This is a genomic window from Brevibacillus sp. NRRL NRS-603, assembly GCF_003013445.1.
Lineage (GTDB): Bacteria > Bacillota > Bacilli > Brevibacillales > Brevibacillaceae > Brevibacillus > Brevibacillus formosus.
Genome location: NZ_PXZN01000008.1, coordinates 75,430 through 98,450 on the forward strand (window position 1 = coordinate 75,430; position 23,021 = coordinate 98,450).

Annotated in this window: 26 protein-coding genes and 1 pseudogene; 23 read left to right on the forward strand and 4 right to left on the reverse strand. The window is 44.8% G+C overall.

Annotated elements, in window-relative coordinates:
• Positions 1–212: 212 nt before the first annotated feature.
• From C7R94_RS03730 to C7R94_RS03740, 3 genes are all read left to right on the forward strand, one after another.
• On the forward strand, positions 213–2,192 hold the full coding sequence (locus C7R94_RS03730; protein ID WP_106778522.1) for a methyl-accepting chemotaxis protein: 1,980 nt from the start codon (positions 213–215) through the stop codon (positions 2,190–2,192).
• A gap of 118 nt (positions 2,193–2,310) precedes the next feature.
• Complete coding sequence (locus C7R94_RS03735; protein ID WP_106778523.1) at positions 2,311–2,847, forward strand: GNAT family N-acetyltransferase; 537 nt, start codon at positions 2,311–2,313, stop codon at positions 2,845–2,847.
• Between the two features lie 139 nt (positions 2,848–2,986).
• Entirely contained in the window at positions 2,987–3,328 is a 342-nt protein-coding gene (locus C7R94_RS03740; RefSeq protein WP_047070448.1) for a GRAM domain-containing protein, read from the forward strand.
• Positions 3,329–3,390: 62 nt separating this feature from the next.
• Here C7R94_RS03740 and C7R94_RS03745 read toward each other — a convergent pair whose 3' ends face one another.
• Complete coding sequence (locus tag C7R94_RS03745; RefSeq protein ID WP_106778524.1) at positions 3,391–3,660, reverse strand: hypothetical protein; 270 nt, start codon at positions 3,658–3,660, stop codon at positions 3,391–3,393.
• A gap of 169 nt (positions 3,661–3,829) precedes the next feature.
• On the opposite strand from C7R94_RS03745, the gene C7R94_RS03750 reads away from it, so the two are divergent.
• The 9 genes and pseudogenes from C7R94_RS03750 (at position 3,830) to C7R94_RS03790 (ending at position 10,054) form a co-directional block, all read left to right on the forward strand.
• The gene (locus tag C7R94_RS03750) at positions 3,830–4,051 is read left to right on the forward strand and encodes a hypothetical protein (RefSeq protein WP_106778525.1); all 222 of its coding nucleotides are present in this window, start codon (positions 3,830–3,832) and stop codon (positions 4,049–4,051) included.
• Between the two features lie 44 nt (positions 4,052–4,095).
• The gene (locus C7R94_RS03755) at positions 4,096–4,551 is read left to right on the forward strand and encodes a hypothetical protein (RefSeq protein WP_106778526.1); all 456 of its coding nucleotides are present in this window, start codon (positions 4,096–4,098) and stop codon (positions 4,549–4,551) included.
• Positions 4,552–4,563: 12 nt separating this feature from the next.
• Entirely contained in the window at positions 4,564–4,860 is a 297-nt protein-coding gene (locus C7R94_RS03760) for a hypothetical protein (RefSeq protein WP_007722285.1), read from the forward strand.
• 102 nt (positions 4,861–4,962) lie between these two features.
• Positions 4,963–5,664, forward strand: coding sequence for a TerC family protein (locus C7R94_RS03765; protein WP_106778528.1), 702 nt, complete (start codon positions 4,963–4,965; stop codon positions 5,662–5,664).
• Positions 5,665–5,666: 2 nt separating this feature from the next.
• Entirely contained in the window at positions 5,667–6,539 is an 873-nt protein-coding gene (locus C7R94_RS03770) for a LysR family transcriptional regulator (protein WP_106778529.1), read from the forward strand.
• 181 nt (positions 6,540–6,720) lie between these two features.
• Positions 6,721–7,788: an AbrB family transcriptional regulator gene (locus C7R94_RS03775; protein ID WP_106778530.1), complete on the forward strand. Its 1,068-nt coding sequence runs from the start codon at positions 6,721–6,723 to the stop codon at positions 7,786–7,788.
• Between the two features lie 153 nt (positions 7,789–7,941).
• Positions 7,942–8,100: pseudogene (locus C7R94_RS30505) on the forward strand (tripartite tricarboxylate transporter substrate binding protein); the annotation flags it as partial.
• 516 nt (positions 8,101–8,616) lie between these two features.
• Positions 8,617–9,069 (forward strand): Lrp/AsnC family transcriptional regulator, encoded by a 453-nt coding sequence (locus C7R94_RS03785; RefSeq protein WP_106778531.1) that lies wholly within the window; start codon positions 8,617–8,619, stop codon positions 9,067–9,069.
• A gap of 19 nt (positions 9,070–9,088) precedes the next feature.
• Positions 9,089–10,054 carry an EamA family transporter gene (locus C7R94_RS03790; RefSeq protein ID WP_106778532.1) on the forward strand — a complete coding sequence of 322 codons (966 nt, stop codon included), beginning with the start codon at positions 9,089–9,091 and terminating at the stop codon, positions 10,052–10,054.
• Here the strand turns inward: C7R94_RS03790 and C7R94_RS30510 are convergent.
• Positions 10,045–10,494, reverse strand: coding sequence for a hypothetical protein (locus C7R94_RS30510; protein ID WP_233220469.1), 450 nt, complete (start codon positions 10,492–10,494; stop codon positions 10,045–10,047). The genes C7R94_RS03790 and C7R94_RS30510 overlap by 10 nt on opposite strands.
• A 181-nt stretch (positions 10,495–10,675) precedes the next feature.
• On the opposite strand from C7R94_RS30510, the gene C7R94_RS03800 reads away from it, so the two are divergent.
• The 6 genes from C7R94_RS03800 to C7R94_RS03830 all read left to right on the forward strand — a co-directional run bounded on the left by C7R94_RS03800 (position 10,676) and on the right by C7R94_RS03830 (position 16,381).
• On the forward strand, positions 10,676–10,888 hold the full coding sequence (locus tag C7R94_RS03800) for a hypothetical protein (protein WP_047070459.1): 213 nt from the start codon (positions 10,676–10,678) through the stop codon (positions 10,886–10,888).
• Positions 10,889–11,432: 544 nt separating this feature from the next.
• Positions 11,433–12,419 carry a cytochrome aa3 quinol oxidase subunit II gene (gene qoxA / locus C7R94_RS03805; RefSeq protein WP_106778533.1) on the forward strand — a complete coding sequence of 329 codons (987 nt, stop codon included), beginning with the start codon at positions 11,433–11,435 and terminating at the stop codon, positions 12,417–12,419.
• 23 nt (positions 12,420–12,442) lie between these two features.
• Positions 12,443–14,413, forward strand: a complete 1,971-nt coding sequence (locus C7R94_RS03810) for a cbb3-type cytochrome c oxidase subunit I (RefSeq protein WP_106778534.1) — start codon at positions 12,443–12,445, stop codon at positions 14,411–14,413.
• A 2-nt stretch (positions 14,414–14,415) separates the two neighbouring features.
• Positions 14,416–15,018: a cytochrome o ubiquinol oxidase subunit III gene (gene cyoC / locus C7R94_RS03815; protein WP_106778535.1), complete on the forward strand. Its 603-nt coding sequence runs from the start codon at positions 14,416–14,418 to the stop codon at positions 15,016–15,018.
• A gap of 1 nt (position 15,019) precedes the next feature.
• Positions 15,020–15,337, forward strand: coding sequence for a cytochrome o ubiquinol oxidase subunit IV (gene cyoD, locus C7R94_RS03820; protein ID WP_047070463.1), 318 nt, complete (start codon positions 15,020–15,022; stop codon positions 15,335–15,337).
• 513 nt (positions 15,338–15,850) lie between these two features.
• On the forward strand, positions 15,851–16,381 hold the full coding sequence (locus C7R94_RS03830; protein ID WP_106778537.1) for a GNAT family N-acetyltransferase: 531 nt from the start codon (positions 15,851–15,853) through the stop codon (positions 16,379–16,381).
• A 57-nt stretch (positions 16,382–16,438) separates the two neighbouring features.
• Here the strand turns inward: C7R94_RS03830 and C7R94_RS03835 are convergent, their stop codons facing one another.
• Both C7R94_RS03835 and C7R94_RS03840 read right to left on the reverse strand, forming a co-directional pair.
• The gene (locus C7R94_RS03835; protein ID WP_106778538.1) at positions 16,439–16,972 is read right to left on the reverse strand and encodes a hypothetical protein; all 534 of its coding nucleotides are present in this window, start codon (positions 16,970–16,972) and stop codon (positions 16,439–16,441) included.
• Between the two features lie 51 nt (positions 16,973–17,023).
• On the reverse strand, positions 17,024–17,902 hold the full coding sequence (locus tag C7R94_RS03840; protein WP_106778539.1) for a YpjP family protein: 879 nt from the start codon (positions 17,900–17,902) through the stop codon (positions 17,024–17,026).
• A 225-nt stretch (positions 17,903–18,127) separates the two neighbouring features.
• On the opposite strand from C7R94_RS03840, the gene C7R94_RS03845 reads away from it, so the two are divergent.
• The 5 genes from C7R94_RS03845 to C7R94_RS03865 all read left to right on the forward strand — a co-directional run bounded on the left by C7R94_RS03845 (position 18,128) and on the right by C7R94_RS03865 (position 22,993).
• The gene (locus C7R94_RS03845; RefSeq protein WP_106778540.1) at positions 18,128–18,697 is read left to right on the forward strand and encodes an FAD-dependent oxidoreductase; all 570 of its coding nucleotides are present in this window, start codon (positions 18,128–18,130) and stop codon (positions 18,695–18,697) included.
• Positions 18,698–18,923: 226 nt separating this feature from the next.
• Positions 18,924–20,693: a BlaR1 family beta-lactam sensor/signal transducer gene (locus C7R94_RS03850; protein WP_106778541.1), complete on the forward strand. Its 1,770-nt coding sequence runs from the start codon at positions 18,924–18,926 to the stop codon at positions 20,691–20,693.
• 43 nt (positions 20,694–20,736) lie between these two features.
• A complete protein-coding gene (gene blaI, locus C7R94_RS03855; protein WP_106778542.1) occupies positions 20,737–21,135 on the forward strand; it encodes a penicillinase repressor BlaI in 399 nt (132 codons plus the stop codon).
• 232 nt (positions 21,136–21,367) lie between these two features.
• A complete protein-coding gene (blaBBI, locus tag C7R94_RS03860; protein ID WP_106778543.1) occupies positions 21,368–22,282 on the forward strand; it encodes a BBI family class A beta-lactamase in 915 nt (304 codons plus the stop codon).
• A gap of 27 nt (positions 22,283–22,309) precedes the next feature.
• Positions 22,310–22,993: an FHA domain-containing protein gene (locus tag C7R94_RS03865; RefSeq protein ID WP_106778544.1), complete on the forward strand. Its 684-nt coding sequence runs from the start codon at positions 22,310–22,312 to the stop codon at positions 22,991–22,993.
• Positions 22,994–23,021: the final 28 nt, after the last annotated feature.

Consider the following 23,021-nt stretch of genomic DNA (forward strand, 5'->3'; position numbering starts at 1 on the left):
AGTCAACTAATACCGACCGTCCTGTCTACCTTACATAAGCAGGGCGGTTTTTCTATGGCTCGGGATCGGTATAATCCTCGTTTTTTTTATACCTATGACAGTTCTATATATTTTTTGCTTAATTAACCTTCCTTCGTTACCGATATAAAAAATTAGGACTTCACCAACATGAAACGTTTTCCAAATACAACTTAGAAAGAAGATGAAATGAAGTGAAAGTTAACCTTAGGAATTGGCTTCGAAGCTATCGAACCAAACTCATCATCACATTTCTCTTGATTCTGTTAGTCCCTTCCCTTGTCGTTGGAAGCCTGGCTTACAATCAAGCGAAACAAGAAATTGAAAAACAGATTATGGACAGCGCCAACGAAAACGTCGATTTGGTCAACTCCATCGTCAGCAGTACGTTTGAGGGCAAAAAGAAGGATGCTGACCATTTGGCAAAAGAAATTACACCTGGCGTGAAATCAGCTGATGTTCAAGAAGAAATCATGCAACATTTGGATATGTATATGGGTATGCATGCGGATGTGTCCAGTATCAGTTTGGGAACGGCTGACGGACAGTATTTCCGCGCTCCCAAGCAAGAAGTACAGGCAGGGTTTGATCCGCGGACGAGAGACTGGTACAAGAGAGCGATGGAGAAAAAAGGGACTGTTGTCGTTACAGAGCCATATATTTCGGCGGTATCAGGTGAGGTTTTAGTAGCGGTAGCAAGAACGACAGACGATGGCGCGGGGGTAATCTGCATTACAGTTGGGATTGAACAGATCAAACACCTGGCAAACTCAGTCAGCATCGGTTCAGATGGAGATGTCATCGTAGTGGACAGCAATAAGAAGTATGTCGTCCACCCGGAAAATCAGGCAGGAACAGCGGCACAAGAGGTTTTTTACGACAATATGTACCAAGGAGAAGCAGGTCAATTCAATTACGAGGAGCAAAGCATCCCGAAAAAGATTTACTATGTGACGAATCCAGCTACTGGCTGGAAAATCGCCGGTTCGATGTACCTGTCAGAGGTTGAGGATGCTGCACAGCCGATTTTCGCGCAAACATTTTGGACGATTACAATCTGCTTGCTGCTGGGAGGACTCATTGTAGCAGCTGTAATGCGTTCCCTTCTCCAGTCCATCCAAGAAGTGAAAGTACATGCCGTCAGAGTGAGCCAAGGTATTTTGACTGACCCGATTAAAGTGCGGTCAACCGATGAAATCGGTGAGCTCGGCCATGCGTTTAATACGATGCAGGATAACTTGCGGGCGCTTATTTCAGATGTCGAGACTAGAGCGGAGCAAGTAGCAGCTTCTTCGGAGCAATTAACCGCGAGTGCACAGCAGACGAGCATTGCAAACGAGCATGTAACGACTGCTGTCCAGGAGGTAGCTGGCAGCGCGGAACAACAAACGAGCGGAATCGACCAAAATGTTCGCTCATTGCAGGACATTTCAGAAGGGGTCACACGTATTGTAGAGAGTGTCAATGTGTTGTCGGATACTGCTCAGCAAACGACGATTCAGGCGGAAGAGGGTGGCAGCTTTGTCGCTCAGGTCATGAGTCAAATGAAGTCGATTCATGAATCGGTAGAACAGTCGGATCGCATGACCAAATCGCTCTATGATCGTTCGAAAGAAATTGGCACGATCTCGGATGTCATCAGCGGAATTGCCCAGCAGACAAATTTGCTGGCATTGAATGCAGCGATAGAAGCGGCGCGGGCAGGTGAGCATGGTAAAGGCTTTGCGGTTGTTGCTACAGAGGTGCGGCTGTTGGCTGAGCAATCACAATTGTCGGCCAAGCAAATTTCCGAATTGATCACAGAGATTCAACGGGAAACCAAGCAATCCGTCGACAACATGGAAAAAGTCAGACTGGATGTGGCAGCAGGCTTGAACGTTTCGGAGGAGACGATTCACAAGTTTGAAGGCATTATGGAAAGCACCAGACTAACCAATCCACATATCGCAGAGGTTTCCTTGATCGCGCAGCAAATCTTGGCTGCTGTTCAGGAAGTAACCGCGACAGCCAATGTGCTCGTCACCATCGCGAAAAGCAATGCCGAAACAGCCGAGGAAGTAGCAGCCTCTACTGAGGAACAACTCGCTTCCATGCAAGAGATCTCATCCTCCGCTCAATCCTTGTCGTCGTTGGCGGAAGAGCTGAAAGTTTTGATCAATAAGTTTACCTATTAATCTGTGTCCTTAAACAAGCGAAGCGCCCTGTCTCTTGGCATACGAGCAGGGCGCTTTGGCGTATAGATATGATAACATATGGGCAACACAAGCGATATGGAACGAGGAGATGTGAACGATGAACATGAGGATCAGAATAGAACAAGCAGATGATTATTCCGCTACTGAACGGGTCGTAAAAAGTGCATTCGTGAATGCAGAGTTCACGGATCGCAAAGAACATGAATTAGTGTCTCGCATCAGAAAATCGGATGCATTCATCCCCAAGTTATCTCTAGTCGCGATTGATGATGAGAATCAGAAGATCGTGGGACATATTCTTTTGTCAAAAATAAACATTCGCAATGACAATCAGAGCATAGAGTCACTCGCGCTTGCCCCAGTTTCAGTCTTGCCCGATTACCAAAGCAAAGGTATCGGAAAGAAGCTAATCCTCGAAGCCCTCCAAAAAGCCAAAGAACTGGGACACCACTCCGTTGTTGTCCTCGGACACCCCGAATATTACCCGAAGTTTGGCTTCCAAAAAGCCTCCCGATGGGGAATAAAAGCACCTTTCGAAGTGCCAGATGAGGTATTTATGGCATTGGAGCTGCAAGAAAATGCCTTGGCCAATGTTTCGGGAGTTGTTGAATACTCTCGTGCATTTTTTGAATAGGTAGGGATTATTCATGAAAAGAAGCGCAGTAGATCGTTGATGCCATCTACTGTGTCTCTTCATTCCTAATTATGGTAATATGAAGTGCCTACCAATTCGAGAAAAAACGAATCGTATGTCGGAGGGGAAAAAGGAAGCAATGGAACTCAGGGGAAACGAATCGATCGTGCAAGAGAATATAGCGGCAAACCTATTCAGAGGAATGGAAGGAGTAGGTGGGAGGTTAATGATTACGAGTGAAAGACTCTATTTTCAACCACACAGTCTCAATATTCAAACACAGCCTCTCGAATTAAACTTGAAAGATATTGCGGCAGTTGAAAAGCGGAATACGTTGTTCGTGATCCCAAACGGAATGAAAATCAAGATGCATAACGGACAAGAGCATAAATTTGTTGTGTGGAAACGAGCGGAGATCATCGGAATGATTCAGGATACAAAAATGAAGCAAAAAATGACGGTGATCATTAAGACGAGGTGAGCTATCCGTTCCATGAAAATCGCCCTGCCACAACCAAAACAGAGCAGGGTGATTCCCACATCTTACAAGTCCTTTGCAACATGCGGTTTGCTATAATGACTGGTACCCCCACCGCCAACCAATACTCTTCCACCTTGTCTGAAGATGAGCAATTTCCGTGAGCCATCTGAGAGCAGTACAGTGATTTTTGCTCGATTCGCTGTTGCAATATAAATAACGTAACCACTTCTGGAGATTACCGTTCGCCAGTTGCGATCGAATTCAGAGCGCAGAACCCGATTGGAATACACTTGGTTTTCCACGCGTCTTGCGGTGATTCTTTTGTTTTTCATCGAGTCTAAGCACCTCCTGTCAATCTATCCTATTCAAGGGAAAGAAAAAGGAATGGACAAGAGTTGTAGGCGATTTTACTATTTTCGTTGCAACCACACAGGAAGCATTCTATGATAACATCAAGGACGGTATTCATCGTAGGAAGCCGTAAAAAAGGAGTGAAAGACAATGGCAAAAAGCGCAGCACGCAAGCAACGGGAAAAACTGGCTCGTGAAGGCAAAAGAAACCCAGAGCTCAACAGAAGCATTTTCGCTTTTGCAGACATGAGACAACGGACGACGAAGACGAGAGCAGAAAAACTGAATCAACAGAAGCACAAAAGGTCGTTATCCTACCAAAGTGATGATGGCCTTTTTTATTTGCGTGCGAAGCTTGTTGCAATCGTATAACATTGAGTAAGATGGTGTATCTTGAGCTTGGTGGTGAGTGATAGATGAATCGAAAATGGTTGTTTGTCATCTTTATCTTGAGTGTTCTTGGTATTGGCAGTGCCGGCATGGGCATCTTGCAAATCGAAGACTCGATCAAAGCGCAACAAGTAACTTCTATTCCTACCACTATGGAGAATACAGCATTAGATTCGCAAGATGCGAGTTGGCTCGAAAAATCGGAACACAGATCATTTGAAAGCCTCGTTCATGATGGATATTATTACGTTCCAATTGAAGAGGAGCTAACTGAAACCAATCTAGATAGCGAGCTTGGGGTAGTAAGCAGAATAGGCGAATGGAAGGAGACCAGAGAGGGCGATACTCCCTTCTACGTACCGGGCAGTACATACTACACGATAAAAGGCATACCAGATAAGAACAAAATCGCAATTGAAATCGTCAGTAAAGAAAGCAAAAAATATCAGGTGCTGGAAAAAGGTTATCCAGTTCCAAAGTGAGGCATGGCATCTATGAATAACACCATTCACCCAGAATGCGCGAGAGCCATTCAACATCTCCTCCAGCTGAAGGACCCAAAACGCGAAGACTTTTTGGCGCTGAAAACGTACGGTAATGACCGCTATTCGGCAATGGGCTGGGAGGAGCTACAGACGTACATCAATGAAAAGACCGTCATCATTGTCGAGCAGTTTGAAAATGAACAAAATATTATGTCCGCCCTGCGTTGGGTAGCGAGAGGATTGCCGGTTTGGCTAGCGATTCGAAAAGTACGGGCGGATTATTCTGTGTATGGATACAAGAAGTAGTCTGTCTATCAAAAAAATATATGCAAATAATAGAAATAATACTGCACGGAGGAAAAGATAGGTCTATTATTGTCAGTATCAGAAATTTTGGAGGGAGACATCATGACAGAATACTTACTTAGCTTACTACAAATCATTATGATCAACCTGGTCTTGAGCGGGGACAATGCAGTGGTTATTGCTCTGGCCTGTCGCAACCTGAGTCCAGAGCTGCAGAAAAAAGCCACTTTTTGGGGGAGCTTCGGTGCAATCGGATTGCGGATCATCCTGACCTTCATTGCTATCTGGCTGTTGAAAATTCCGTTTGTCCAAGTCGTTGGAGGGCTTTTGCTCATCTGGATTGCGGTCAAGCTGTTAAAAGGTGAAGATGAGGAGAGTCATATTGGTGGGGGAGCGAGTTTTGTTGAGGCACTCAAAACCATTATTTTTGCCGATCTGATTATGAGTCTGGACAATGTCATCGCCGTAGCTGGAGCAGCGAACGGGAACCTGATTTTGGTCATCATCGGTCTTGCCATCAGCATTCCCCTCATTATTTGGGGCAGCCAGTTGTTGATGAAGCTGATGAACCGTTTTCCCATCATCGTATTATTGGGGGCGGCTTTGCTTGGATATACAGCAGGAGAAATGATTGTAGGAGACAAAGCAGTTGGCAGCTTCCTGGAGGGGGTAATGCCTTCGCTGCATATGATTTTGCCGGTAGCATTGGCACTTCTGGTAATTGTGATTGGAAACTATTTGAAAAGGAAGGAGAAAAATGTGTTAAATAAAGAAGTGACAAATAATCATGCGGAGACCCTATAGCTATGGAATATCGCGATTGGTACATTCTCCAAACCTTGTATCAGGAACAAAACATTACAAAGACAGCCGAAAGCTTGTATTTGTCCCAGCCCGCACTGACGAAAAGACTGCGGCAGATTGAAAAAGAATTTGGCGTACAGATCGTGCAACGGGGGAGTAGAGGCGTTCATTTCACTCCTCAAGGCGAGTACCTGGCCAAATGTGCGGATGAAATGCTCCTCAGACTGCGCAATATCAAGGAGCATGTCTTGAACATGGGCGACGAGGTCAATGGTACGCTCCGGCTGGGAGTTTCCAACTATTTTGCGAGGTACAAGCTCCCGATGATCTTGAAAAAGTTCAAGGAAGCCTATCCAAATGTCGAGTACAAGGTAATGACCGGATGGAGCAAAGACGTCTACAAGTCCGTGTATAATCAGGACGTTCACGTAGGCTTCGTCCGGGGAAGCTACAACTGGTCCGACCAAAAGTACTTGCTGTTCGAGGAATCGGTCTATGTCGTTTCCACAGAGCCCATTCATCTCGACGACCTGCCCAGCCTGCCGCGAATCGACTATGAGACCGATCCGATGCTGCGGGCGTTAGTGGACGACTGGTGGACCGAACGATTTTCACAACCACCGCTGATCGGCATGGAGGTCGACAAAGCAGATACATGCAGTGAAATGGTAGCAAACGGTTTGGGGTACGCCATCCTTCCACGAGGCGTACTGAATGGCAAAGACGATCTGCACATGATTGAGCTGACCACTGCGGAGGGAGAGCCGATCAAGCGAAGTACCTGGATGTTTTATCATGCCGACTCAATGGACTTGCAAATGGTCAAGGCATTTGTACGCTTCATGGAGCAGGGAGAGATAGCATTCATTGATTAAGCAAGGAAAAAGAAACTGCTGGGAACTCTCTTAATGGGGCCAGCAGTTTTTTATTATTCACACAAGGAATCGCCAACGATAACCATTTTGTATTTTTGCTGCGCGAACAATTGTTTTACACTAGGTGTACCCCCACCCTAGAAGCTTCACACAACGTCGGATAATAGGAGAGGGAACGCTTATGTTGCTACGCATGCTGTTTACATTGCTGCTCGGATCACTGGGAGGCTGGCTGTTTGCTACCATTCACAGCCCACTTCCTTGGCTGCTCGGAGCGCTAGTTACGACAGTTATCTGTAATATGCTTGAGGTCAAAAATCTTTGGATTCCCCGTTGGTTTCGTCAAGCGGGATTGACAGTGATCGGGATCACCCTTGGTCTGCGAATGACATCTGAAATCGTCGAGACGATGACGGGACACATCGGTTTGATGCTCATCACCACGATTTTGACCATCTTGTTCAGTTTGGTGAACGCTTGGATATTTTACAAGGTCTGCCGAGTAGACGGAATAACGGCGATCTTCAGCAATATTCCCGGCGGTTTATCGGAAATGGTGTCGGTGGGGCAAATGGCAGGAGGAAATCAACAAGTCATCACGATTTTCCACTCGATCCGTGCGATCAGCGTCGTGCTTTGTACCCCTTATCTCGTGACATTTCTACCTACGCATGCTGCTATTCAGACGGCTACTACAGAACACATGCTGGGGATTGGGCAGACAGTCATGATTTTAATGGCTGGTCTCATTGGAGCGTTGATTGCATCGCGCTGTTATATACCTGCTCCGTTCTTGCTAGGTGCCTTGCTCGTGACCGCTTTGATTTCGATGAATACATCGCTTGTGGGAGAGAGTCCTGCGTTGCCAAGCATCTTGGTCCAAGGCGCCCAAATATTCATCGGGGTCAGCATCGGTCTTGGCTTCAAACGAGAGGACATCGCCAAAAACCGCCGATTCTTTCTGTTCGGTCTCATGCATTCCCTGTTCTTGTTCGTCATGGTGATTGTGCTTGCCATCGGCATTTCTTACGTGACTGCAACCGATATCGTGACGGCGATTTTGGCTACGGTACCAGGTGGGCTTGCCGAAATGAGCTTGACTGCCTTGGCGACAGGAGCCGATCCGCTCTTAGTGACGGCGTTTCATCTGTTTCGTTTGGTCCTTGTCCTTACGCTATTTTCCTTCGGCGCTCGTGCATGGACGAACCGCCACAGCACGATCAAACAGCCAAAGGAGACCAGTGCCTGACGCGGTACTACAGCCGAATAAATGGCAAGGCCTGTACGTTCCCTGATTGGAACGACAGGTCTTTTTGGCGTGAAAAAAATGAAAATAATCGTAAATATGGTGTTTATCCAAATTATCTGAACAAACTAAGAAGCGTTTTTAATCGGATGCTATGATCGGAAATCAGTGAAATACATCTCTTACGATGGCGGCGGAGAAGCGATCGCATCTCTCTTGGGTGGCAATGCTGACGTACGGGCAACAGATGTATCCGGTTCGGGTGAATACTTGAAATCCCGCAAAGTAAGAATCCTGAGTGTTTCTTCCCCTGATATTTGGACTAAAAGATATGACGCCAGATGCTGTTGCTTACAAAAATGTTCAAGGAAACCCTGGGCTTTCTCGGAATGGCGAAATAAAAAGATGTGTTTCTTCTCCTCCTTCATTCTGGATTCTGCTACGAACAGGAGGAAACATACGTGAGCAAAACATTTGACCGCTTCGCCAGTCTGATTTTTCTCTTGTTGGGCGTAGTATTTTTGCGGTTGAAAAAGAAGAAGAGCAGGTCGTTTCCATCCAAGTGATGAGTGGATGGCGTTGATTGAGAAGCCAGAATGATAAGGACGATGCTTCTAAGCTGTCCCCGCTTACAATCGAGCGGGGGTTTGTTTTTTGTATGGGTACGCAAGTAACGATTCGTAATGATAAGGGGGCTTTCAAGACGGTTTTTTAGCATTATTTTTTGGATATCTTGCTTCTGTATTTACTATTCGTTTGAATTCGGTCAATATAGAGTACGAATGGTCTATATGAAGGAAAATATGCTACTATAACCACAGGAGGTATGTGATGGATGAGGTTGACCTGAGAATTGTTCAATTGCTCGAGGAAAACGGAAGGATATCTCATGAGGAAATCAGCAAGCTGCTGCACATCTCGCGACCGGCTGTCCACCAACGGGTTGCCAAGCTTGAAAAGAATGGCGTCATTAAGGGATACCGTGGCATCATTGACTGGAGAAAATTAGAGCAAAGGCTGAAAGTATTGATCTTCGTCAAAGCAAGATGTCAGGACTTCAAAGAAATCACAGCAAAGATTATGGACGTTCAGGTACCGAACGTGACCATCATTGAATGCCAACGACTCGCGGGAGAGTGGTGCATGATGATAAAAGTACGTGCAACGGCACCGGAAGATATCACCAATCTGATCGATGAAATGGTCCAATATGACGAAATACTGGAAACATCTACGACTTTCATCTTGTCGACGATCTACGAGGATGGCCGGAAAGAAATTTGAAAACCAAGGTGGAAACACAATGACAGGAATAAAAGATTCGAAATTATTTGTCGTTACGATTGCGTTGCTAGCGGTCTACCTGTTTTGGGGAGGCACTTATCTCGGAATGAAGATCGCCATTGAATCGATGCCACCCTTTATTATGGCGGGGGCGCGATTTTTTCTAGCGGGATCGATCCTGTTCCTGATCGGGCGTTGGAAAGGAGCTGAGTTGCCCAGTGCTGCAGAATGGAGAGGGGCAGGAATTGTTGGGGCGTTGCTGCTTCTCGGAGGTAACGGTGTCGTCGCATGGGCACAGCTCAAGGTACCGTCAGCAATCGCGTCCTTGCTAATCGCTACGGTTCCATTGTGGATTCTCGTTTTCAACTGGATCGGTGGCAGCAAGCAAAAGCCAACAGCTGGAGTCATGGGTGGAATCCTGTTTGGTTTGGCGGGAATCGCTGTGCTGGTTGTCCATCCTGAGAGCACAGGCAATCAAGGGATTGATACTATCGGAATCTTGGCGCTCCTGTTTGCCTCGATCTGTTGGGCAGTGGGATCGCTGTATTCGCGCCATGCAAAGCTCCCTGCATCACCGATAATGGCGACGGCCCTGCAAATGATCATCGGAGGAAGTTTGCTGGGGATCGCGTCGCTGTTTCTTGACGATTGGACGAAGCTGCATATATCGGAGATCACCCTGCGTTCCTGGATTGCCTTTGGCTATTTAGTTGGATTTGGTTCCATTGTCGCCTACACGGCGTACATTTGGCTTTTGAAAAATGCAGAGCCTTCCCTGGTCTCCACGTACGCCTATGTGAACCCGATTGTTGCAGTATTTCTAGGCTGGCTGATCGCTGATGAACAATTGACAAGCCAAACCTTGATAGCTGCTGTCATGATCATCGCAGCCGTTGCCATCATCACGATGTTTCGGGAAAAACGTCCAGGTGCGGCACAAACGACAGTAAGAAAAGAAAAAGGGAAGCTTCAGGTTCATAAATGAAGCTTCCCCTTCTTTTTGCCATCAGGCATTATTTGGCCGTTTTTTGCGGAACCCAGTGGTATTTTTTTCCGGAGCCCGACGGTTTCGTAGAACGTCGTGAAAGTCGACTTTCGTAAACAGCTTGTCCACTGCTGTTTGATCATTGGTTGTATGTTGCTGTAAGCTGACGTCTCGAATTTGCAACTGGCGCCCGTTTCCATCCGAATGGTTTCGGCTATCGGTTGAATCATCTTGGAAGGATGATCGGTCTCAAAGGCTGAGATGATGCGTTCGTCCATAGCAGATAGCTTGGCGACTGACATAGCTTGCTGTCCAATATAGCGATCCAAAATGTCATCTAATATGAAGGAAAATAAAGCAGTTCCTATCCCCATGCTGATCAGGACAACGATAGAAATGAGCAGAACCATTTGAGTCAAGAGGCTGATGCGGGCTTTCACATTTGTGACACAAAGTAAATTTATAACAACATGATAGCCAATAGGTTTATGAAAAAAGTTTTGACAAATTTTTTATAAAAAATTGAACAAAATATGAACAACAAGTGAATATTATGTTACAATAAGAGCATAAAACAAAAACGGTCACGCAAAAAATCTATGATGATAGGGGTTTTGTGTTATGAATAACGATCGAAAAGCAGCAGATGTATTAAGATGGATGGCTTGGACGGTATTATTCGCCGGTGCTGTTATTATGGCTTTCACTGCAAGCGATTTCAGATCGGAGAACTTGCCGTTGATGGTGTCGATCGGATTTTTGATCGCTGGCATGAATATCTTCATTATGAGTACGGTGTTTCGCTTGATGACGCTAAAAAGAACTGACGCCTAATTAATTTAAAATAGTCCCATAGTACCTCTCATTTTCTTCATTATTAGTGAGAGGTTTTTTTATTTATACGGAAATTTCCCGTCAGCCAACTGAGCTGGCGTTTTTTTTATTTTTTTATTAAAAGTGAAAAGAAAACTTGACAATCAAAATTGGATGAGATGACCAAAAATGGGTGCTGAAAATCATTAAAGGAGAATCCTAACAAGAATATGATCAACTCGTGACTGCTATGTGAACACTTTGTAACAGAAAAGCTACGAAATATTGAACGTCGTTAAAAACAAGTACAAAAGCTCGCAGACTCTGATAGTATGTATATGCGGCAAATAGTGAAGTTCACTTGTGTTAAAAAACCCCTATTGTGAGGAACTCTCGAAAAGTGTGAATGCACGTTAAAGAAAGAAGGTTTTCCAAAACCTCGTTCGAGACCTCTCCATAGAGAGTGACTGCACTATCGACATATGTGAGGCAAAGTTCACCTGAAAAGAACTGCGCTCTCAAAGTATTACATGCTCGTTGTTTGTGACTAGGAGGGATTAGGAGAATGAGCGGAGGAAAAATGCTGAGGCATATCCAGTTTTGGATCTTGGCAGTGTTGGGCACCGTTCTGCTGACAGGCTGTGGTAGCGAATACCTCGTCTTGAATCCAAAAGGACCTGTAGCAGAAACGCAGTACAATCTCATTATTATTTCCACGATATTGGTCGCTATCATTATCGTTCCGGTTATTGCGCTTACCGCTTTCATTGTATACCGTTATCGGGATACACCGGGCAATAAAGCAAGTTACAAGCCGGAGTGGGCACACAGTACAACCCTAGAGGTAATTTGGTGGATTATTCCTATCGTTATCGTCGCATTGCTGGGTTACTTTACTGTCCGTGATGTTTATGTGTTAAAAGAGAACCCGAATAAAGAAGTTGCCCCTATGACCATTCAGGTTACGGCTTTGGACTGGAAATGGATGTTTACGTATCCAGAACAAAATATTGCAACTGTTAACCATCTGGAGATTCCAGCAGGCGTACCGATTCGCTTCCAGGTATCTGCTGATGCACCGATGAACTCTTTCTGGGTTCCAGAATTGGGTGGACAGATTTATGCGATGGCGGGGATGGCTACCGAGCTGTATCTGCAAGCAGACGAACCAGGTACATTCGCTGGATTTAGCTCCAACTTCTCTGGTGAAGGCTTCGCCAAAATGCAGTTCGATGTAGTGGCAAAACCAAAAGATGAGTTTGAAAAGTGGGTTAAAGAAGTAAAAGGTACAACTCCAGCTATGACGAAGGCAGATTATGAAGAACTTCGCAAGCCTGGCGTGACAGATAAGTTTACGTACTCTGCATTCCCAGAAGGGATGTTTGAAGAGATCGTTGCGAAATATGGCCATGGTCACGATATGGACTATGTGATGGAGAAAATGCCTGCGCCTGCAGGTGAAAAGTCTTCTAGTGAGACTTCGCTAAATACGCATCAAAAGACTGAATCGCACAACATGCATGGAATGAATCATTCCAGTATGAACCACTAGGCGAGAGGGAGGAGGAATACCACGTGTGGGAGAACATTAAGGATTTTGCATCCACGTTCTTTGTAACAGGTGACCCACTGATTTACGGTGCGGACGTATCGATTGTACTGACCATCATTGCAATCTTATTCGTTCTGACCAAGTATAAAAAATGGGGTTGGCTATGGCGTGAATGGTTGACTACAGTTGACCATAAGCGTATTGGTATTATGTATTTGATCGCATCGCTTCTGATGCTGTTCCGCGGTGGGGTTGATGCCCTGCTGATGCGTGTACAACTGGCATTCCCGAACGTAGAATTCCTGCACTCGGATCACTATAATGCCATCTTTACGACTCACGGTACGATCATGATTTTGTTCATGGCGATGCCGATGATGTTTGCCTTGTTTAACATGGTAGTACCGCTTCAACTCGGTGCTCGAGATGTAGCGTATCCGTTCTTGAACGCACTCAGCTTCTGGCTGTTTATGCTCGGTGCGATGCTGTTCAACCTTTCGTTCGTAATCGGGGGCTCCCCAGACGCTGGTTGGTTGTCTTACCCGCCATTGTCACAAAATGAATTCAGCCCTGGACCAGGTCAGAACTTCTATATTTGGGGGATTCAAATCTCCGGTATCGGTAGTTTGGCGACAGGGATTAACTTTATCGTAACGATTCTCAAAATGCGTGCACCTGGCATGAAGCTTTCCAAAATGCCATTGTTTAGCTGGTCCGTATTGTCCAGCTGCATTATGATTATCTTCGCTTTCCCAATTTTGACTGTAACATTGGCTCTGTTGTTCCTTGACCGTTTCGCAGGTGCCCACTTCTTCACAATGGACGGCGGCGGTAATCCGATGATGTACCTCAACCTCATCTGGATGTGGGGTCACCCTGAGGTATATATCGTAGTAGTACCAGCTTTCGGTATTTTCTCCGAAATCGTGGCTACGTTCTCACGTAAAAAGATTTTCGGATACAAATCAATGGTTTGGGCGATGATGATCATTGCCGTTGTATCGTTCTTTACATGGGCTCACCACTTCTTTACGATGGGTACGAGCGCAAGTGTTATCGCCTTCTTTGCGATATCAACGATGATTGTTGGGATCCCGACCGGGGTTAAGGTCTTTAACTGGCTGTTTACAATGTATCGTGGTCGGATATCCTTTAAACAACCAATGCTGTGGACCATTGCCTTTATCCCGTGCTTCGTAATTGGTGGAGCGACAGGGGTAATGCTGGCAGTAGCTCCGGCAGACTATCAGTATCACAACAGTTACTTCTTGGTTGCCCACTTCCACCAAGTATTGATCGGTGGGGTAGTGTTCGGTTACCTGGCTGGTATTTACTACTGGTGGCCAAAACTGTTCGGTTTCAAGCTCGACGAGAAACTGGGCAAATGGGGCTTCTGGTTCTGGAATATTGGTTTCTACGTGTGCTTTATGCCACAATACGCGCTCGGCTTCATGGGTATGACTCGCCGTTACTACACATACGGTTGGGATCGCGGTTGGGCAGACCTGAACCTGGTATCCACTGTTGGGGCATTCATGATGGGTATCGGTTTCATCTTCCAAGTATGGCAAATCGCTTACAGCATCAAGCATGGTGAGCGCGACACGACAGGCGATCCATGGAATGGTCGTACGCTGGAGTGGTCGATTCCGTCACCTGCACCGTTCTACAACTTTGCTGTTGTTCCACAAGTGAAAGAAATGGATGACTGGTGGGAAACAAAAGAAGCAAAAGCAAATGGCACCTATAAAGAACAACCGGCCAAACTGGAGCCGATTCATATGCCGAAGAACTCTGGAATTCCGTTTATCATGTCGAACTTCTGGTTCTTGGTAGGCTTTGGTTTCACATTTGGTTGGGTTTGGATGGCCGTCATTGGATTCATTGGAGTATTCGCATGCATGTGGGCACGCTCCTTCCAATACGACACGGATTATTACGTACCGGTGGAGGAAGTGCGTCGCACTGAGGCTTCACTGGGGAGGGTGGTGTAACGATGGCGCAGCAACATGACCATGGTCACGGCCACGACCATCATGAAGAGCATGAGCAACTTAAGGTTCTCGGTTTTTGGATTTTCGTTGTAACAGACTGCGTGTTGTTCGGTACGTTGTTTGCAACATATGCGGTAATGATGAATAGTTTTGCTGGTGGACCAACTGGACAGGAATTGTTCCAGCTGCCAGGCGTTATTGCTTCAACCTTCATCTTGTTGACAAGTAGCTTTACCAGCGGTCTCGCTGTTCTGGCGATGAACAAAGGCAACGTCAAGCAGCTGATTGCTTGGCTGGCTGTAACTGGTCTTTTGGGACTGTCTTTCGTAGTGTTGGAAGTCACTGAGTTTATGCACTTGATGAGCGAAGGCGCAACCATGGCGACTAGCGGCTACTGGTCCGCTTTCTACACACTGGTTGGTACACACGGATTGCACGTAACGCTTGGTCTGTTCTGGATGACTGCGTTGATGATGCAGCTGAAGCGTCGTGGAATCTCTGCGGTTACTCGCCGCAAAATTACCAACTTTAGCTTGTACTGGCACTTCCTTGACGTTGTGTGGATCTTCCTCTTCACAGTCGTTTACTTGATGGGGGTGATGTAAGGTGGCACAACATCAAAACCATGGCGGACATCATAGTCACGGATCGATGAAAGAGTACGTAATCGGTTTTATCCTGTCGATCGTGCTCACCATTATCCCACTCGTACTGGTCATGAACCCGATTTTGAGTAAAACGGCGACCGTGATCTCGATCTTGGTAATGGCGGTCTTGCAGTTCGTAATTCAGTTGGTCTTCTTCATGCACATCCGTGAAGGAGAAAAACCACGCTACAACGTACAGACATTGATTCTTGGACTTGTGATTGTATTTACAATCGTTGCAGGTTCCCTCTGGATCATGTTGTTTAACAAATATTAATCAGTTAAGAGCGTGGCACAGGCGATTCGTTGCTTGTGCCGCGTTTTTTTGTTTATAATTTGTAGCTGTCGTGGAGGGAAGAAGCTGCTTTTGTTAAACGTACTGCTAATGCCAGGAAGGATTTTAGCAGGACATAGTTCAAAAATTAAGATATCAAGAAAACATTGAGGTGAGAATATGTACACATGCATGGTTTGCGGGTACGATGGATTGGATTTTCCGCAGAGAGATAAACGTGGGTACGCGAGTCAAGAAATTTGTCCTTGCTGTTTTTTTCAATCAGGTTTTCACGATGATGCGCTGACTGAGCCATTTACAATCGAGGAGTTTAGACAAATATGGATCGAAGAGGGGGCAAAATGGTTTAGTAAAGATGGGAGAAAACCCGAAAACTGGGATTATAAAGAACAGCTAAAGAGGATCAATGTTCACATCTAAGGGCTGGTAGCTCTCGCTCCTTTCGACTATAATAGAAAGAATTTTACGCCAAAATGTGCAAGGGGAGTGAAGTCGATGGCTGGGCAACTGTATTTAATGAAGCCTTGTGCAGAACTTCAAGCAGAGTATATTTCCTTCTACGAAGAGTGGAAAGAAAGCGGAGAACCTATCGTACCGTGGGTGGTGGATCGGGAGCCCTATGATTTTCCTGCGTATCTGGAATTTCTGGAGAGTGAGAGCAGCGAGGAAAATCTTCCGGATGGCTATGTTCCTCATTCGACGTATTGGCTCGTGAATGAGGAGCGGCGCATATTGGGGACGGTGAATATTCGTCATCGTCTCAACGAGCGTCTACGCAAAAACAGCGGGCATATCGGATATGGAATTCGGCCTTCGGAGAGACGCAAAGGATATGCGACGGAAATTTTAGCGCAAGCCTTAAACATCACGAGCGAGCTGGGGATAAAGGAAGTACTGGTGATTTGCGATTATGATAATGTTGCATCGGAGAAAACGATTCGGAAGAACGGCGGCGTTTTTGAGTCAGAATGTACAGACGACGATGGATTGTTAATTCGTCGCTTCTGGATTACACAATCTTCGTAAAAGAAGAGGGCTATCTCATTGTCCGTTACAAGACGTTTCAGATAGCCCTTTCCCTGTTTATTCGTCTACCTTGTATGCAATCAATTTGCGTACCCATTGCTCCATCTCGTCAAGAATATAGTCTGGGGGTGGGGTTTTTCCGTCTTTTTTTGGGAGGACGAGCCATTGTAATGGTTTTGGGACATGGAGGATTTTCTCAAGAAGTTGTATCCCTTGATCGTCACTAATGATATCTCGTAAAAAGATGAACATTCGCTTGTCTAATGTATGGATGAGCTTACCTTCATATTCTGTATCAGAGATAGTGACAGAAGGGTGCCCGTGCCTCTCAATTCCCCCTAATACTTCAACCCATACAAAATCGTACAATTGGGAAAGTTCAGCTTCAAGGAAATCGGGATCTTTAATGGGTACCTGTTCTGTGGAAGAGAAGGGACGATTTAAAAAAATCTCTGGGTCCATCTCCATAAAGTCTAATACTACCTTACAAGATGCAGCTTGTTTGTTTTCATGGGTGTATAAAATCTCGTCGATTCTTTTCAAATCCAATTTTTTACCAATCAAAAAACCTATTCGCAGTTCGATTGTCATACACTCCTTATTCAAAGAAAAGAAAATCTGGCTAACTAAACTACTACTTCATTAATCTTCTCCCCAATGCTCTGGAAATTGATTTTTTCTGGTAATTTGAGTCTGACCATGATGCCACTTAAAATTATCATCTTTTTTATGCCAATGGAAGTCTATGCTTTTACCTCTATCTACCCTTTTCATATGGAACCTCAATAAGTCTTTTCCCGTCCTCTTGTCAATAATATCAAAAACTTTTTCTCCTTGGATAATGCCATTTCTAGCATTTTTGGACTCTGGACCGTCATAATCAATATCGCCACTATATTGCTCGTGCAAGGCTTCAACTTCTGCCCATAGCTCAGGCTCTATTCTTTCCTCAAATTCGTCATAAGCCATTCTCTGTATTTTCTTCCCCATTTTTTTCTTAACTGCTTCTTTAAGAGCAAACCTTAAAAGAATTGGTAATATGGTAGCTTGGACCTTTTCTTCGCTTTTAATGCTTGAGTTACTTTGCAACAGCAGAACTTCTGTTATTTCGGGCAATACCGAATGATTTTCAGCTATTTGGTCTTTTACATCACGAATTAAATTGCTCAGCTTTTTTTCATCATCTTGACTGGTGGAAAAATACTCCTCCAAATCTCTTTTTACATCATCTTCAAGTGAAGTCTTTTCTAAAAATGCTGCTTGAAGATCCCTATCGGATTTCATACCTTTAAGAACAAGGTCTAGGTTGTCGAAAGTATCGGTAAGTGATTTTTCAAGATCATCTTTGTCTTCTGACATGACCTCATTTGAAAATTCGTATTGAAGCATTTCATTCACGGATGATTTGGTTAATACATCTGTCTCAGCAGCAAAACTAGGGGTAAGAACAGTGCTGAATAGCATCATTGAGGCAAGAGAGGTTAAAAACAATCTTTTTCCTTTTTTGATAAAATCAATCATTTTAATCCTCCTGTTTCAAATATTTACCAGTTAATAAGATAATATAAACTTTTGATTATATCAATAGTTTTTTGAATATTGCATTGCATTAGAACTAAATAAATGTGAATTGCGTTCGAAGCTAAATAAAAATCACTGGATAAACTAGTTAATAGATATTGCTACGTTTATCATACTTAGCATATAATTATGTTGTGAAAGTTATTTTGGAAGGGAGAGATTTCTTTGTTTGATATCGTAATTATTGGAGCAGGCCCGGCAGGAGGAAGTGCAGCGTTGTTTGCTGCAAAAGCAGGTAAGAAGACGTTGCTGATTGATAATGACAAAAGCATGACCAAGCGCGCGTGGATGGAAAATCACTACGGCATCATGGAAATCTCCGGTCCAGATCTCATTGAAATTGGTAAAAAGCAAGCAGCGAAATTCGGTGCGGAGCTGGTAGCGGATCAAGTCAGCAACATTACCAAAACAGAGCAAGGCTTTCTCGTAGAGACAGCGGAAAAAGGCAGCTTTGAGACTCAGCATGTGATTCTCGCAACTGGAGCGCTCGTAACTTTGGCAGAAGCCATTGGGGTAAAAACCAAAGAAGGTACAGAGCCACGGATCAAAACCGTTGTCGATGTCGATGCACAAGGAAAGACGAGCATCGAAGGAATTTGGGCAGCAGGCACGTGCGCGGGAGTAAGCGTACATACGATTATTACATCTGGTGATGGCGCCAAGGTTGCAATTAACGTCATCAGCGAATTGAACGGCGAGCGTTACGTCGATCACGATGTTTTGAAAACAAACTAATCAGTTTAGAAACACCTTCTTACCATCGTAAAGAAGGTGTTTCCTTTTTTCTTCCAATCGACGATAACTTGTATCGTGATCTCGTTTTTGACATAATGAAGCTAATTGTGCTAATCAACGTGAAGAATCCTGTCAGGTTGAAGAGTGTTCCTCTTGCTCTGGAAAATTGATGCGGATTCTATTTTTATCTAGACACCCTGTATAAGTAGGGAGGGAGACAGGTAGCATGTTTGTCAATCATGTGGTGATAAGCTTGATCATTTCTTCCTGCACGATTGCGCTTATTTTCTTGATTCGAAAAGTATTTCGCTCCCATCTGTCGGCTAAATGGAAATACCATTTGTGGTTTCTCTTGTTGGTCGCTTTGACGCCAGCTTTTATCCCGAATTCCTTTTTTGATTTTGGAAATCTTTTTGTTTCAGACATGAATCAGCGTATGGAAGCTGGCAGCTCGACGCTCGCTGCGCAAGCTCCTGTGTTTGAAAATGCGAATTGGGTACAGGATTTAACGTTGTCGGTAAGTCGCTATACACCAGACTCCTTTCCTGCGATTTTCGTCAGCATATGGGTAATCGGCATGATCGTTTGTGCTTCCATCACGTTATCAGCCGGGTTAAAAATCCAGCAGATTAAGCGGACAGCATCTGTGGTCACCAATCAAGAAATCATCGATTTATTTGAACAATGCAAGAAGGATGTAAAAATAACGCGGCATATCGTGTTGGCACAATCCAATCAGGTCAAATCTCCGATGACTTTTGGCGTTTTTAAGACGTATGTAGTCCTTCCCAGTCATTTTGATGAATGGCTGTCGATCAATGAAATGAAATATATCTTTTTGCATGAACTGATGCACCAAAAAAACCATGATATCGTCATGAACTATGTGACCGTTGTGTATCAGCTTTTGTATTGGTTCCATCCTTTAGTTTGGCTGGCTTTTCGGGAAATGAGAGTGGACCGTGAAATTGCTTGTGATGTGGCTGTATTGAGCTTTTTAGACAAACGAAATTATTTGGAATATGGTCATACCATCATTAAGTTTTTGGATAAAGAAAGTCGAGCCGGAAATGTCATTTTGGCCAATCAGTTAAACGGTTCCAAGAAGGCAGTTAAAAAACGAATCGAGAACATCGCATCTCACAAGACCGAGTCAAAGCTGTTGCAGCTGAAAAGTACAGTCATTTTTTCCATGGTGGTCGTATTGGTTGCCAGTCAGGTTCTTGTTGGTTCCGCATTAGCCGACGATCGCAGCCGCTATCATTTTCAAGATGATCGAACCATTTACGAGGATTTGGACAACTATTTCCGTGGCTTTGAAGGCAGTTTTGTCTTATATGATTTGAAAGCCGACCAGTATCGGATTTACAACGAGGCAGGAAGTACACAACGAGTTTCACCCAACTCCACCTACAAGATTTTTCTCTCCTTGTTTGGTTTGGAGACGGGTGTGATTTCGAGCAAAGATTCCCTGTTAAAATGGGATGGAATCCACTATCCATATGAGCAGTGGAACCGGGATCAAGATCTATTTACAGCGATGCGAAACTCCACGAACTGGTATTTTAAAGAGATGGATAAAAGCATCTCTCCGGATATGGTTCAAGCTTTTCTGGAACAATTGAACTACGGGAATACCAATACAGCTGGTGGAATCGGCGAATATTGGATAGAATCTTCCTTGAAGATTTCTCCGGTGGAGCAGGTACAATTATTAAAAGCGTTCTATACAAACCAGTTGGGCTTTCAAGAAAATAATATCCAGACGGTGAAAGACTCCATTCGGTTATCGAAAAAGGCGGACTCGATTCTCTACGGAAAAACAGGTACGGGCACCGTCAATCAAAAAGATGTGAACGGTTGGTTTGTCGGATATGTAGAGAACAAGGAAGGCACCTACTTCTTTGCTACCAATATACAAAGCGAAGCTGAAGCGAATGGACCTGCAGCAGCAGAAATAACCTTATCTATTTTGAAAGCGAAAGGTCTCTACTAGCCTTTGCTCCTACAGTCATTATTTTCGAAAGGGGGAGACTTCAGTGTCTACATCTATGCCAAGTATTTCAGAAGCGGAATGGCGAGTGATGAACGTGCTATGGGAAAAGTCGCCGCTGACGGCCAACGAAATTATTTCCTCCTTGCAAGGTCAAACAGATTGGAACCCAAAAACAGTACGTACTCTTTTGAATCGTTTGGTTCAAAAAAATGCTGTTGGCGTCAATCAAAACCAAAGAGTCTATACATTTTATCCGTTGTACTCACAAAATGAATGCCAGCACGCTGAGGCACAGTCATTTTTGCAGCGGATTTACAGCGGCGCTCTAAAATCGATGTTGGTTCAGTTCATCCAGAAGGAGTCCTTATCGGACGAGGAGATTCAGGAGCTGCGTTCCATATTGGATGCGAAACAAGCATCGACTGAGCATCCCAAGAAATAAAGCACGCCCTTTCAAGCTGACATGGAAAAACCATTTTCGGTTATCCAGTTTGCTTGAAAGGGCGTCTTTTTTTCAAGAATAGCTGAATGTAGCTCTTTTCCTTCATAAAAGGAGATTGACACTAGTGGATTACGCGTGTAATATTATCGTAAAATCAATTGATTACAATTGTAATACGGTATTACTGATGTAATCTACAGTTGTTATCTTCCTAGAAAGAGGTTTGTCATCCATGAAAGTTCACCAGTCAAAACTATTCGGATTCACAGTGAAAACGATTTTTCTCACACTTCTCACACTTGCGGGTTGCTCTTCTGCTGAAACGCCTGTCGGAAAAACGGAAACGCCTGCATCTGCAATGGATCAAAAGTTCGCTGCGCTGGAAAACAAGTTTGATGCGAGGCTCGGCGTATATGCGATCGATACCGAAACAGATCTGGCGGTTGCTTACCGCGAAGATGAACGGTTCGCTTTTGCTTCTACGTACAAGGCTTTAGCTGCAGGTGCGGTCTTGCATCAGAAACCGTTGGAAGAGCTCGACAAAGTCATCACCTACACTAAGGACGATCTCGTCACGTATTCACCTATCACAGAAAAACATGTAGCGACCGGGATGACTCTTCGTGAGGTAGCAGACGCTGCGGTGCGCTATAGCGACAACACGGCAGGAAATCTGTTGTTCAAAGAATTGGGTGGACCTAAAGGCTTTGAATCAGCTTTGAGACAGATTGGTGATGGTGTTACGACATCCGAGCGCTATGAGACGGAATTGAATGAGGCCAAACCAGAAGATATTCGCGATACAAGCACACCTAAAGCACTTGCAACGAGCCTCCGAGCCTATACGGTAGGGAATGTGCTGCCGTCTGACAAGCAGAAGATTCTTATTGAGTGGCTGCAAGGCAACACAACGGGAGCCAAACTGATTCGAGCGGGCGTTCCTAAAGACTGGAAGGTTGGAGATAAGACGGGGGCGGCAAGCTATGGAACGCGAAACGATATAGGTATCATATGGCCACCGAATAAAAAGCCCATTGTCATTGCAGTGCTGTCTAAGAGAGATAAGCAGGACGCTGCTTATGATGATGCGCTCATTGCTGAAGCTACCAAGATTGCTGTTGACGCACTGACGGCTGCAAAACCGTAATCGATCAACGCGTGAGGTGATCACCAGATGATAGATAATGGTGCATACTTACTTGTAAAAAAAGGAGACCCCAGCCAATTTGCCACGCGCAAATATCTTACTAAGGATCGTTGTACAATCGGGCGGAGGGGGACAAGCTTTCAACTGGACATTACATTTTCCAGTCCGTACATTTCGAGAATGCATGCAGCCTTTCAAAGGATCGGGAACGATTACAAAATTATTGATCTGGAGAGCAAGCATGGCACAGAGGTAAACGGGACACCGCTTCATTATTCCTCTCACATTCTTCGTCACGGGGATCAAATAAGCTTGTCAAAAGGGGTTGCCGAGCTCGTCTTTTTACGAGAGGTCAATAGACTGGATGATACGGTAGAGCTCCCTTTCACGCAGCCGAAGATCGCGTCGCTTTTGCCAGGTTTAGAGTTTCATTTGGAGAGACGAGAAGTTCGTATCGACGGAACTAGGCAGCCTTTAACCGGAAAAGATATGGATTTGCTGAAGCTTCTATACCAAAAGGCGAACCAAGCCGTTAGTTTTGAAGAAATTATGCTGACCGTTTGGCCAGAGCGAATGCTGCAAGAGGGGAATGTCCCAAATGTTGGACGGGTGGAAGTCAATGCGCTCGTGTATCGATTAAGGAAAAAGCTTCGGCACTACGGGCAGCAAATCACGACGATTCCGCGATATGGATATCGCTTAGATGTTTGAAACAGGCAAAAGCAAAATCCGCGTTAGA

Excerpts from the sequence above, each read along its gene's own strand:
- C7R94_RS03735 (WP_106778523.1), top strand. The coding sequence starts at position 2,311 with ATGAACATGAGGATCAGAATAGAACAAGCAGATGATTATTCCGCTACT.
- C7R94_RS03740 (WP_047070448.1), top strand. The coding sequence starts at position 2,987 with ATGGAACTCAGGGGAAACGAATCGATCGTGCAAGAGAATATAGCGGCA.
- C7R94_RS03745 (WP_106778524.1), bottom strand. The coding sequence starts at position 3,660 with ATGAAAAACAAAAGAATCACCGCAAGACGCGTGGAAAACCAAGTGTAT.
- C7R94_RS03750 (WP_106778525.1), top strand. The coding sequence starts at position 3,830 with ATGGCAAAAAGCGCAGCACGCAAGCAACGGGAAAAACTGGCTCGTGAA.
- C7R94_RS03755 (WP_106778526.1), top strand. The coding sequence starts at position 4,096 with ATGAATCGAAAATGGTTGTTTGTCATCTTTATCTTGAGTGTTCTTGGT.
- C7R94_RS03760 (WP_007722285.1), top strand. The coding sequence starts at position 4,564 with ATGAATAACACCATTCACCCAGAATGCGCGAGAGCCATTCAACATCTC.
- C7R94_RS03765 (WP_106778528.1), top strand. The coding sequence starts at position 4,963 with ATGACAGAATACTTACTTAGCTTACTACAAATCATTATGATCAACCTG.
- C7R94_RS03770 (WP_106778529.1), top strand. The coding sequence starts at position 5,667 with ATGGAATATCGCGATTGGTACATTCTCCAAACCTTGTATCAGGAACAA.
- C7R94_RS03775 (WP_106778530.1), top strand. The coding sequence starts at position 6,721 with ATGTTGCTACGCATGCTGTTTACATTGCTGCTCGGATCACTGGGAGGC.
- C7R94_RS03785 (WP_106778531.1), top strand. The coding sequence starts at position 8,617 with ATGGATGAGGTTGACCTGAGAATTGTTCAATTGCTCGAGGAAAACGGA.
- C7R94_RS03790 (WP_106778532.1), top strand. The coding sequence starts at position 9,089 with ATGACAGGAATAAAAGATTCGAAATTATTTGTCGTTACGATTGCGTTG.
- C7R94_RS03800 (WP_047070459.1), top strand. The coding sequence starts at position 10,676 with ATGAATAACGATCGAAAAGCAGCAGATGTATTAAGATGGATGGCTTGG.
- qoxA (WP_106778533.1), top strand. The coding sequence starts at position 11,433 with ATGAGCGGAGGAAAAATGCTGAGGCATATCCAGTTTTGGATCTTGGCA.
- cyoC (WP_106778535.1), top strand. The coding sequence starts at position 14,416 with ATGGCGCAGCAACATGACCATGGTCACGGCCACGACCATCATGAAGAG.
- C7R94_RS03830 (WP_106778537.1), top strand. The coding sequence starts at position 15,851 with ATGGCTGGGCAACTGTATTTAATGAAGCCTTGTGCAGAACTTCAAGCA.
- C7R94_RS03835 (WP_106778538.1), bottom strand. The coding sequence starts at position 16,972 with ATGACAATCGAACTGCGAATAGGTTTTTTGATTGGTAAAAAATTGGAT.
- C7R94_RS03840 (WP_106778539.1), bottom strand. The coding sequence starts at position 17,902 with ATGATTGATTTTATCAAAAAAGGAAAAAGATTGTTTTTAACCTCTCTT.
- C7R94_RS03850 (WP_106778541.1), top strand. The coding sequence starts at position 18,924 with ATGTTTGTCAATCATGTGGTGATAAGCTTGATCATTTCTTCCTGCACG.
- blaBBI (WP_106778543.1), top strand. The coding sequence starts at position 21,368 with ATGAAAGTTCACCAGTCAAAACTATTCGGATTCACAGTGAAAACGATT.
- C7R94_RS03865 (WP_106778544.1), top strand. The coding sequence starts at position 22,310 with ATGATAGATAATGGTGCATACTTACTTGTAAAAAAAGGAGACCCCAGC.